Annotated in this window: 7 protein-coding genes and 2 pseudogenes; 2 read left to right on the top strand and 7 right to left on the bottom strand. The window is 73.3% G+C overall.

All coding sequences use genetic code 11. The annotated features are described in order from the left end of the window. Positions 1-63: 63 nt before the first annotated feature. From ACFV5N_RS18025 to mce, 7 genes and pseudogenes are all read right to left on the bottom strand, one after another. Positions 64-1,047 (bottom strand): ABC transporter permease, encoded by a 984-nt coding sequence (locus ACFV5N_RS18025; RefSeq protein WP_385600523.1) that lies wholly within the window; start codon positions 1,045-1,047, stop codon positions 64-66. Beyond that, a complete protein-coding gene (locus tag ACFV5N_RS18030) occupies positions 1,044-2,108 on the bottom strand; it encodes an ABC transporter ATP-binding protein (protein WP_385600526.1) in 1,065 nt (354 codons plus the stop codon). Before ACFV5N_RS18030 ends, ACFV5N_RS18025 begins: the two co-directional genes overlap by 4 nt. Positions 2,109-2,195: 87 nt before the next feature. Beyond that, entirely contained in the window at positions 2,196-2,963 is a 768-nt protein-coding gene (locus ACFV5N_RS18035; RefSeq protein ID WP_385600528.1) for an ABC transporter permease, read from the bottom strand. Between the two features lie 3 nt (positions 2,964-2,966). Then, positions 2,967-3,902, bottom strand: a pseudogene (locus ACFV5N_RS18040) (ATP-binding cassette domain-containing protein); the annotation flags it as partial. Between the two features lie 21 nt (positions 3,903-3,923). After that, positions 3,924-4,865 (bottom strand): cellulose-binding protein, encoded by a 942-nt coding sequence (locus ACFV5N_RS18045; RefSeq protein ID WP_385600530.1) that lies wholly within the window; start codon positions 4,863-4,865, stop codon positions 3,924-3,926. Between the two features lie 163 nt (positions 4,866-5,028). Beyond that, complete coding sequence (locus ACFV5N_RS18050) at positions 5,029-8,397, bottom strand: hypothetical protein (protein WP_385600533.1); 3,369 nt, start codon at positions 8,395-8,397, stop codon at positions 5,029-5,031. A 183-nt stretch (positions 8,398-8,580) separates the two neighbouring features. Further along, entirely contained in the window at positions 8,581-9,033 is a 453-nt protein-coding gene (mce, locus tag ACFV5N_RS18055; protein WP_385600535.1) for a methylmalonyl-CoA epimerase, read from the bottom strand. Between the two features lie 166 nt (positions 9,034-9,199). Here mce and ACFV5N_RS18060 point away from each other — a divergent pair, with 166 nt between their 5' ends. Beyond that, complete coding sequence (locus tag ACFV5N_RS18060) at positions 9,200-10,408, top strand: acetyl-CoA C-acetyltransferase (RefSeq protein WP_385600537.1); 1,209 nt, start codon at positions 9,200-9,202, stop codon at positions 10,406-10,408. Next, a pseudogene (locus ACFV5N_RS18065) lies at positions 10,405-10,805 on the top strand (methylmalonyl Co-A mutase-associated GTPase MeaB); the annotation flags it as partial. The gene ACFV5N_RS18060 and the pseudogene ACFV5N_RS18065, both read left to right, overlap by 4 nt.

Genomic DNA, 10,805 nt, shown 5'->3' on the forward strand with positions numbered 1-10,805 from the left:
CACCCCCCCAACCCGGGTTCGGGGGGCGTGACGGCCACTGCGCGGGAACCGGGCGGTGCGTCCCTAGGCGTCGGTGCTCACCAGCTTGGCGTACGCGCCGATCAGCGCCGCCGTCGTGGCCGCCGCGAGGATGGCCAGCAGGCCCCAGCCGGAGATCGGGTCGTCCCCCGAGCCCATCGGGAGGCCGAAGAGGGTGGCCAGGCCGTTCAGCGGGGCGTACTCGATGAGGAGGTCGCGCAGCGTCGCCATGCTCTCCCCGAACATGAACATCGCCGCGAGCAGCGGCAGCAGCACCACCGCCATCATGGTGGTGATGGCGCCCGCCGAGTGCCGCAGCAGCGCGCCGACCGCCAGGCCCAGCACGCCGAGCAGCGAGACGTACAGCGAGACGCCGAGGGTCGCCTCCAGCCAGTGCGCGCCGGTGGCGACGACCTCGCCGTTCTCGATCGAACTCTCCATGTACGAGTCGATGTAGCGGTCGGCCGCCGACTGGCCCGACAGCAGACTCGACTGCACCAGCCCGCTGAGCGTGGTGGCCAGCAGGGTCATGACGAACGAGACGCCGAAGAACACCAGCACCTTGGCCAGGAGTATCCGTCCCCGGTTCGGGCTCGCGGTGAGGGTGGTGCGCATCATGCCGGTGCCGTACTCGGAGCTGATCACCAGCACCCCGAGGGTGATCACACAGATCTGGCCGAACATCAGGCCGAAGAAGGTGCCGGCCAGCAGCGGCAGTCCGACGTACTCCTCACCGCTGAGCGCCAGCGCGAACAGCGAGCCGATGCCCACGGTCAGCACGAACAGCAGCGCCAGCGTCCACACCGTGGAGCGCACGGTGCGGATCTTCGTCCACTCCGACCGGAGGGCGTGCCCCAGATGGGCCCGCCCCACCGCCGGGGCGGCCGGGTACCCGGCCTGCTGCGGTACGGGCTGCGGCGGGCCGTAGGGCTGCTGCGGGGGCTGCCCGGGGGCCTGCTGCGGCGGCTGGTACGGCTGCTGCGGGGGCGCCTGCTGGTACTGCTGCTGCGGTGGGGGAGGGGTGGTCATCGGGCGTCCTCGGGGGTGTACGCGGGCTGAGCGGGGGCGACGTGCTGCGGCTGCGGCGGGCCGTACGGCTGCGGCTGCTGCGGCGGCCCGGGCTGGTACTGCTGGTGCTGCTGGTAGGGCTGCGCGGCGGCGTGCTGCGGGTCCTGCGTGGAGCGGTAGTCCACCGCGCCCTGCGTCATCCGCATGTACGCCTCCTCCAGCGACGCCGAGTGCGGCGACAGCTCCCACAGCCGCACATCCGCGCCGTGCGCCAGGTCGCTGATCCGGGGCAGCGGCACCCCGATCACCTTCAGGGCGCCGTCCGGCTCCGTCAGCACCTGCCCGCCGGCCTCCGCCAGCACCCGCACCAGTGTGTCGCGCGCCTGCGTGTCCCCTTCCGGGGTGCGCACCCGGGCGAAGCCGGTGGAGTTCTGCGTGATGAAGTCCCGCACCGGCAGGTCGGCCATCAGCTGGCCGCGCCCGATCACGATCAGATGGTCGGCGGTCTGCGCCATCTCGCTCATCAGATGGCTGGAGACGAAGACCGTGCGCCCCTCGGACGCGAGCTTCCTCATCAGGTTGCGGACCCACAGGATGCCCTCCGGGTCGAGACCGTTCACCGGCTCGTCGAAGAGCAGCACCTGCGGATCGCCCAGCAGCGCCCCGGCGATGCCGAGCCGCTGGCCCATGCCGAGCGAGAAGCCCTTGGAGCGCTTGCCCGCCACGTCCTGGAGCCCGACGATGCCCAGCACCTCGTCCACCCGGCTCGCCGGGATCCCGGACAGCTGCGCCAGACAGAGCAGGTGGGAGCGGGCGCTGCGTCCGCCGTGCTTGGCGTTGGCGTCCAGCAGGGCGCCGACCTGGCGCGGGGCGTTCGGCAGCCGGTGGTAGGGCTGCCCGGCGATGGTCACCGTGCCGCTGGTGGGCCGGTCGAGCCCCAGCATCATCCGCATCGTGGTGGATTTGCCCGCGCCGTTCGGGCCCAGGAAGCCGGTCACCTTCCCCGGCTGGACCTGGAAATTGAGGTTGTACACGGCTGTCTTCGCGCCATAGCTCTTGGTCAGGCCCACGGCCTCGATCATGCTGCGTTCCCTGCTCGGTGGGGTGGTCTCGTCTAAGACCCCACCGGAGCGGTATTCGGTTCCCGCCCGCACCGGACCGCCCGCGGATCAGGCGTCCCGCTTCTTCAGCACCCAGTAACCGGCGAGCAGCGCCGCCACCACCCACAGCAGCATGATGAACATCCCGCCCCACGGCCCGTACGGCCGGTCGCCGGTGTCCACCACCGCCATGATGCGCTGCCCCGCCACGTCCGGCAGATAATTGCCCACCCGCCGGGTGGCGTGCACGCTGGAGAGAATGCTGGAGATCATGAAGAAGAACGGGATGAGAATCCCGAACGACAGCATCGGGCTCCGCAGAATCCAGGTGACGCCCATCGCGAACAGCGCGATCAGCCCCATGTAGAGCCCGCCGCCGATCACCGCCCGCAGCACGTGCGGCGCGTCCAGTGTCGTGCGGTACTGGCCCAGCACCGCCTGGCCGAGGAAGAACGCCGCGAAGCTGGTGACCATCCCGACCAGCAGCGCCAGCACCGTCGCGACCAGCAGCTTGGCCGCCATGAACACCCCGCGCCGGGGCACCGCCGCCAGCGAGGCGCGGATCATGCCGGTGCTGTACTCGTTGGACACCACCAGGATGCCGAACGCGATCATCGCCAGCTGGCCCAGGACCATCCCGGCGAAGCTGGTCAGCGTCGGGTCGAACGTCAGCTGCTCGCGGGCCGGCAGATCCGTGAAGGTGTTGCGCACCACCAGGCTGAGGAGCATCCCCAGCGCGACCGTCACCACCACCGCCGCCGTCAGCGTCCACACCGTGGAGCGGACCGAGCGGATCTTCGTCCACTCCGAGCGCACCACCCGGGCTGTCCGTTCCATGGCTCACGCCCCCTTTCCGCGTCCGGAGTCCCACCCGGCGCCCCAGCCGGGGCCCGCCCCACCGGGACCGCCCGCCCCACCTGCCTCGCCGGGTGGCTCCGGCGGACCGGCCGCCGGAGCCCCGCCGCCCTCGGCGCGGGCCTCGTACTCCACCGAGCCGTGCGTCAGCCGCATGAACGCCTCCTCCAGGGACGCCTGCTGCGGACTCAGCTCGTGCAGCACCAGCCCTTCGCCCGCCACGAGTTCCCCCACCCGGGCCGCCTCGGCGCCCGTCACCTCCAGCGTGCCGTCCGCGCCCGCCGTCACGGCCACTCCGCCGCCCGCCGCCTCCAGCACCGCCCGCAGCCGGGCCGGCTCCGGGCCGCGCACCCGCACATAACTGCGGGAGTTCTCCCGGATGAACGCCGCCATCGAGGTGTCGGCCAGCAGCCTGCCCTGCCCGATCACCACCAGATGTTCCGCCGTCAGCGCCATCTCGCTCATCAGATGGCTGGAGACGAAGACGGTGCGGCCGTCCGCCGCCAGCCGCCGCATCAGCGTCCGGATCCAGTGGATGCCCTCCGGGTCGAGACCGTTCACCGGCTCGTCGAACATCAGGATCCGCGGATCCCCCAGCATGGCGCTGGCGATGCCGAGCCGCTGCCCCATCCCCAGCGAGAACCCCTTGGGCCGCTTGCGGGCCACCGCGCCGAGCCCCACCAGGTCCAGCACCGCGCCGATCCGCTCGGCCGGAATGCCGTTGCTCTGCGCCAGACACAGCAGATGGTGGTACGCGGTACGGCCCGGGTGCACCGCCTTCGCCTCCAGCAGCGCCCCGATGGCCCGCAGCGGATCGCGCAGCCGGTGGTACGGGGCCCCGTCGATCAGCACCTGGCCGCTGGTCGGATGGTCGAGCCCCAGCATCATCCGCATGGTCGTCGACTTCCCGGCGCCGTTCGGGTGAGGCGGGCAGGCGCCGGGTCAGCGCGACTGCTGCGCGGGCACGCCCTTGCTCAGGCCCTCGTCCTCGTCGTCGTCCAGCGAGACCGCCGCGATCTGGGCACCGGTGAGGGTGGCCAGCATCTCGCGGACGTTGGTCAGCTGGGCGTTGATGCTGTCGCGGCGGTTGGTCAGCGCCGCCAGCTCACGCTCGGACTCGGTACGGATGCGCTCCGCCTTGGCGTTCGCGTCCGCCACGATGTCGTCGGCCTGGCGGGAGGCCGTCTCCACCGTCTGGCGGGCGCGGCGGTCCGCGTCGGTGCGCAGCTTCTCGGCCTCCAGGCGCAGCTGCTCGGCCCGGTGCTCGATCTCCGCGAGCCGCTTCTCGGCCTTGGCCTGACGCGAGGCCAGGTCGCGCTCGGACTGCTCGCGGCGCTTGGCCAGGTTGGTCTCGAAGTCGGTCGCGGCCTGCGCGGCCTTGGCGCGGGTGTCCTCGAAGAGGGCGTCCGCCTCCTCGCGCTTGGCCGCGGCGTTCTTCTCGGCCTCGGCGCGGGTGGCCGCCGCGTCGTCCTCGGCCTTCTCGATGATCCGCGCGGCGTCGTCCTCGGCCTTGGCCTTGCGCTCCTGGGAGTAGGCCTCGGCGTCGTTGCGCACCTGCTGCGCGGCGGCCTCGGCCAGCTCACGGTGCTGCTCGGCGGCCCGGCGGGCCTCCTCGCGCAGATCCTTCGCCTCCTCCTCGGCAAGACGCAGGATCTTCTCGACCCGCGCGCCGAGACCGGCGTAGGAGGGCTCGGAATCCGAGATCTGGGCCTGGGCATTCTGCGTTTCGAGGTGAAGCTCCTCGATCCGCTTTTCCAGGGAGGTGATACGGGCGAGCGCGCTGTCGCGGTCCGATACGAGCTTGGTGATCCGGTCGTCCACCTGCCCGCGGTCGTAGCCGCGCCGCACGAGCTCGAAGCCGAAGGGGGAGGAAGTGTCGCTCATGGGGTTCCTGTCGATTCAGACGGGGGTGCGTCAGGTTGTGAATGGGCCTGGGCGTTCAGCAATCCTAGGGGGCGAAGCGGCGTGTCTTCGAGTGGATCGGTGCTTTGGTAGGGAGAATGTTCGCCCCAAACGCTCGAACGAGTGGTGTCGAATTCATCTCCGGTCAGCCCCGGGAGGGTTTTCCGCCGCCGGGACGGGGCGCGGCACCGGCACCGGCGCCCGCGGTGACCGTACCGAGGCCACCCGAACCTCCGGAACCCTTACCGCCTTTGCCACTGCCGGTCTTTCCGCCGGACTTCGCGGCACCCTTGGGCTCCCCGAAGGAATCGAGCGCGGCGAGCACATCCTGCACCCGGGAGATCTCCGCGTTGATGTCCTCGCGGCGGCGGCTGAGCTTCTCCAGTTCGCGCTTGCTCTCCTCGACGGCCCGGCGCGCGTCCCGCTCGGCGTCGGAACGGATCTTCTGCGCCTCGCGCAGCACTTCGGAGCGCTTGCGCTCGGCGTCCTTGAGCAGGCCCTCGGCCTTCTTCACGGCCGCGATCCGGACCTTGCCCGCCTCGGAGTTGGCGTCCGCCAGCAGCTTCTCCGCCGCCTGGCGGGCCTCGGCGCGCTGCTCGTCGGCGGCCCGCATGAGCTTGTCGACCCGCTCGCCGGCGGCCCGGGTCTGCTCGGCCGACTCCCGGCGGGCCCGGTCGTGCAGCGCCTCGACCTCCGACTCCACCCGGGCCCGCAGCTCCTCGGCGCGCTCCCGGATCCCCGCCGCGTCCCGACGGGCCTCCTCCAGCAGCGTGTTGGCGTCCGTGCGGGCGTTCTCCACCAGCTCCTGGCCGGACTCCTGGGCGTCCGAGACGATCCGGGCGGCCTCCTTGCGGGCGGCGCCCACCATGGTGTCGGACTGCTCCTCGGCGGTGGCGCTCATGCGCAGCGCCTCCTCCTGCGCCTTGGACAGCAGCTCATCGGCCTGCGCCGCCGCCTCGTTGCGCTTGCGGGACGCCTCGCGGCGGGCACTGTCGGCGAGCGCGTCGGCGTCCGCACGGGTGCGCTCGGCGGCGGCCTCCGCCTCCTGGCGCACCCGGTCGGCCTCGGCGATGGCCTCCTTGACGGTGTGTTCGGCGAGTGCCTGGGCCGCCTCCTTCTCCTCGGCGGACTCGCGCAGCACCCGGGCCACCTCGCGCTCGGCCTCCGCGCGGTGGGTGGCGATCTCCGCCTCCGCCTGCTCGCGCAGCCCGGCCACCGAGTCCCGCTCGCGCTGTGCCTTGTGCTCGGCGGCGGCCACCAGCGTCTCGGCGCGCCGCTCGGCGTCGTCCACCTTGGCGCGGGCGGCGGCCAGCAGCTCCTCGCTCTGCTCTCGGGCCTCGGCCCGCTCGCGGTGCGCCGCGTCGTGCGCCTCGGCGAGCAGCGTGTCGGCCTCGGCCCGCAGCCGGGCCGCCTCCTCCTGCGCGGCGGCCAGCGCCTGCGCGGCCTCGGCGGCGGTGCGCTCGGCCGCGGCGGCGGCCCGCTCCCGTACCCGGTCGGCGGCGGCCTCCGCCTCCTGGCGTACCCGCTCGGCCTCGGCCGTGGCCTCGCCGCGCAGCCGTACCGCGTACTCCTCGCCCTCCACCCGGGCCCTGGCGGCGTCGGCGGTGGCCTCGTCCCGCAGCTGCTGGGCGGCCTGCTCGGCCTGCTCGGTGAGCTGCCGGACCCGCTCGGCGGCCTCGGCGCGCAGCCGCTCGGCCTCCGAGGCGGCCTCGATGCGCAGCCGCTCGGCCTCCGAGCGCGCCTCGCCCAGCGCCTCCTCGGCGGCGGTGACCCGGCTCTCGGCCTCCTCGCGCAGCCGGTCGAGCTCGCGCTGGGCGGCCTCCCGCTCGGCGCGGGTGGCCTCCTTGGTCTCCTCGCGCAGCCGGCGGGCGGCCTCCTCGGCCTCCGCGGTGGTGCGCTCGGCCTGCCCGGTGGCCTCGGCCACCAGCGACTCGGCCTCGGTACGTGCCCGGGCCAGCGCCTGCTCCGCCTGGTTGCGCAGCGTGGTGGCGCGCTCGATCGCCTCGGTCCGTACCCGCTCGCTCTCGGCGGTGGCGCCGGCGCGGGTCTCCTCCGCGTCGGACTTGGCCTGCGCCAGCAGCTCCTCGGCGCGGGCGGCGGCCTCCTCGATCCTCGCGGCGGCGTCCCGGCGGGCCTCGGCGCGGATCGCCTCGCCCTCCTCGACGGCCTCCGCCCGCAGCTGCTCGGCCTCGCCGCGCAGCCGCCGCGCCTCCTCCTGGAGCTCGACGGTCTTGGCCCGGTACTCCTTGGTGTCGTCCTGGGCCGCGCCCTTGAGCTGCTCGGCCACGTCGTGCGCCTCGGCGCGCAGCCGGTCGGCCTCGGCCTCGGCCGCCTCGCGCAGCCGCTCGGCCTCCTCGGTGGCCGCCTTGGTGGTCTCCTGGGCCTCCTTGGCGGCCTTGTTCAGCACTTCCTCGGCGGTGCGGGCGGCCTCCGCCAGCTGGGCGGCGTACTCCTCGGCGGCCTTGGAGCGGGCCTCCTCGGCGGCTTCGGAGGTCAGCTGCTCGGCCTTGGCGCGGGCGTCGGCCAGCACCTGCTCGGCCTCGGCGCGGCGCCGCTCGGCGTCCCGGGTGGCCTCGGACACCATCCGGGCGACCTCGGCCTTGGCGGTGGCCGAGCGCTGCTCGTACTCGCTCTCGCCGGCCGCGCGCCGCTTCTCGGCCTCCTCGGTGGCCTCGGCGAGCAGCTGCTCGGCCTCCTCCTTGGCGGTGCGCAGCACCGACTTGGCCTGCTCCAGGCGCTCCTCGGCCTTGCGGACCAGCGCGGTGGTCTCGCGGCGGCCGGTCTCGGCCTCCTGCGCGGTGGCGGTGCGCAGCCGCTCGGCGTGCTCGGCGGCTTCCTGGGCCTGGGCGTTGGCCTGGGCCAGCAGTCGCTCGGCGTCGGCGCGGGAGCGGCGCAGCAGGTCCTCGGCCTCGGCGCGGGCGGTGCGCTCCTCCAGGGCGGCGCGCTGCCGGGACTCCTCGGTCAGCCGGTGGGCCTCGGCGCGGGCCTGGGCGATGGTGCGCTCGTGCTCGGCCCTGGTCTCCTCCATGAGCCGGCGGGCCTGGGACTCGCTGCGGGCGCGCAGCTGCTCGGCCCAGGCGACGTTCTCGTTGACGTGGGATTCGACGGTGGAACGGCGCTGGGCCAGCTCCTCGTCGAGCCGCTGCCGGCGGGCGACCGCCTCGGCGTGCAGCTCGGCCTCCATCCGGGCGCGGGCCTCGGACTGCTCCTGCTGGACCCGCTGGGCCCTCGCGCGCGCCTCGCGCAGTTCGCGTTCGGCTTCCACCCGCATGGCGTCGGCCTGGTGCTGGGCGTTGCGCAGCAGCTGCTCGGCGTGGCCGCCGGGGTCGGCGTAGGCGGGCCGCACCGCGAGTACCCGGCGCACCTCGTGCAGCTTGGCGCGCAGGACCTCGACCTGGTAGCCGAGGTCGTCGGCATGATCGACCGCCTTCTCCCGCTCCTTCTTCAGCCGTTCCATCTCGGCTTCGAAACGAGAGAGGTGGTCGTCAGCCTGCACGCTGTCGTAGCCCCGCACCGCGCGGTCCCATCCGTCCCCTGGTCGTGGTTAAGGGTGATCCGGTTCCGGCCGCTGTCCGCTGGAGCGTGGAGTGGAGCACCAGTACGGGCCGCCGCCGGCCGGAGTTCTTCGCCGGACAGGGGTGTCGAGAGTGAGCCCCATGCCCCGGCCCGGCCACTCTACCGGCCGGTGCAGCCTGCGTCAGTGGCCCGAGGCCCCTTCAACAGCCTTGGGCGGGGCGGCGGTGACCAGTTCTGTGAGCACTCCGTGACAGTCCTTCGGGTGCAGGAAGGTGATCCGGGAGCCCATGGAGCCGGTGCGGGGCGTGTCGTAGAGCACCCGTACCCCCGCCTGCCTGGCGGTTTCGGCGTCCGCTTCGACATCGGCGGTGCCGAAGGCGATGTGATGCACTCCTTCACCGTTCTTCGCGAGCCATTTACCGACCGGGCTGTCGGCGTCCAGCGGCTGGAGGAGCTGGATCCAGGAGGCGCCGCCGTCGTCGGTGCCGTTGATGCGCAGCATGGCCTCGCGCACCCCCTGTTCCTCGTTGACCTCGGTGTGGAAGACCTCGAAGCCGTACGTGGTGCGGTAGAACGCGGCGGTGGCGTCCAGGTCGGCGCAGGCGATTCCGATGTGATCGATACGCGTCAGCATGGGACCAGTGGATCGCCACGCGGGGTGACCGCGCAACGTGCCCACCGTCACATTTCCGTGACGGTGACCGGCGGGTGGGCGACTGCGTACATTGACTGCACCGTGATGTGAACGGCCGTTCACGCCGGAAGGTTCGCCAGCGCATGTTCCCGGGCAAAGGAGCCGCATGATGTCTGCCAACGCTTCCCCCGTCACGTCGGTGATCGTGGCGGGGGCCCGCACCCCGATGGGCCGCCTGCTCGGCTCGCTCAAGGACTTCAGCGGCGCCGAACTGGGCGGCTTCGCCATCCGGGCGGCGCTGGAACGGGCCGGGATCACCGGCGACCGGGTGCAGTATGTGATCATGGGGCAGGTGCTCCAGGCCGGGGCCGGGCAGCTCCCGGCGCGGCAGGCCGCCGTGCACGCCGGGATCCCGATGACCGTGCCGGCCCTGACCGTCAACAAGGTCTGCCTGTCCGGGCTCGACGCCATCGCGCTGGCCGACCAGCTGATCCGGGCCGGGGAGTTCGACGTGATCGTCGCCGGGGGCCAGGAGTCGATGACCAACGCCCCGCACCTGCTGCCGGGCTCCCGGGCCGGGTACAAGTACGGCGCGGTCGAGGTCCTGGACTCGATGGCGCGGGACGGGCTGACGGACGCCTTCGAGGGCATCGCCATGGGGGAGTCCACCGAGGTGCACAATGTCCGGCTGGGCATCGGGCGCGCCGAGCAGGACGAGATCGCGGCGGCTTCCCACCGGCGGGCCGCCGAGGCGCGCAAGAACGGCCTGTTCGCCGCCGAGATCACCCCGGTCGCGGTACCGCAGCGCAAGGGCGACCCGCTGATCGTGGACACGGACGAGGGCATCCGCCCCGACACCACGGTGGAGTCGCTGGGCCGGCTGCGGCCCGCGTTCCGCCCGGACGGCACCATCACGGCCGGTTCCGCCTCCCAGATCTCCGACGGCGCGGCGGCCGTGGTGGTGATGGCGAAGACGAAGGCGCAGGAGCTGGGCCTGGAGTGGATCGCCGAGATCGGCGCGCACGGGAACGTCGCCGGGCCGGACAACTCGCTGCACTCGCAGCCCTCGAACGCGATCCTGCACGCGCTGCGCAAGGACGGCCTGGAGGTGGGCGACCTCGACCTGGTGGAGATCAACGAGGCGTTCGCGGCGGTGGCGGCCCAGTCAATGAAGGATCTCGGGATTGGCCACGAAAGGGTGAATGTGAACGGCGGGGCGATTGCCCTGGGTCACCCGATCGGGGCATCCGGGGCGCGGATCGTGCTGCACCTCGCGCTGGAACTGGCCCGGCGCGGCGGCGGCACCGGCGCCGCGGCGCTGTGCGGCGGCGGCGGGCAGGGCGACGCCCTCATCCTGCGGGTGCCGCGCCGATGAGCGGCGCGGGGGCACGCACCGTGGACGTACCCGATCTCGTGGCCCGCGCCCGGCGCGGCGACCCGCGCGCGGTGGCCCGGCTCATCTCCGTGGTGGAGGGCGGCGCCCCCCAGCTGCGCGAGGTGATGGCGGCGCTCGCCCCGCACAGCGGCGGTGCCTACGTCATCGGCCTCACCGGCTCGCCCGGCGTCGGCAAGTCCACCTGCACCTCCGCGCTGACCACCGCCTACCGCCGGGCCGGGAAACGGGTCGGGGTGCTCGCCGTCGACCCGTCCTCGCCGTTCTCCGGCGGCGCGCTGCTGGGCGACCGGGTGCGGATGAACGACCACGCCTCCGACCCCGGCGTCTACATCCGCTCCATGGCCACCCGGGGCCGCCTCGGCGGGCTCGCCCAGCC

Origin of the sequence: Streptomyces sp. NPDC059853 (genome assembly GCF_042731495.1) — a bacterium.
Classification (GTDB): Bacteria; Actinomycetota; Actinomycetes; order Streptomycetales; family Streptomycetaceae; genus Streptomyces.

What these genes read in the sequence shown, in the direction of transcription:
- ACFV5N_RS18035 (WP_385600528.1), bottom strand. Translation starts at nt 2,963, where the DNA reads ATGGAACGGACAGCCCGGGTGGTGCGCTCGGAGTGGACGAAGATCCGC.
- ACFV5N_RS18045 (WP_385600530.1), bottom strand. Translation starts at nt 4,865, where the DNA reads ATGAGCGACACTTCCTCCCCCTTCGGCTTCGAGCTCGTGCGGCGCGGC.
- ACFV5N_RS18025 (WP_385600523.1), bottom strand. Translation starts at nt 1,047, where the DNA reads ATGACCACCCCTCCCCCACCGCAGCAGCAGTACCAGCAGGCGCCCCCG.
- mce (WP_385600535.1), bottom strand. Translation starts at nt 9,033, where the DNA reads ATGCTGACGCGTATCGATCACATCGGAATCGCCTGCGCCGACCTGGAC.
- ACFV5N_RS18060 (WP_385600537.1), top strand. Translation starts at nt 9,200, where the DNA reads ATGATGTCTGCCAACGCTTCCCCCGTCACGTCGGTGATCGTGGCGGGG.
- ACFV5N_RS18030 (WP_385600526.1), bottom strand. Translation starts at nt 2,108, where the DNA reads ATGATCGAGGCCGTGGGCCTGACCAAGAGCTATGGCGCGAAGACAGCC.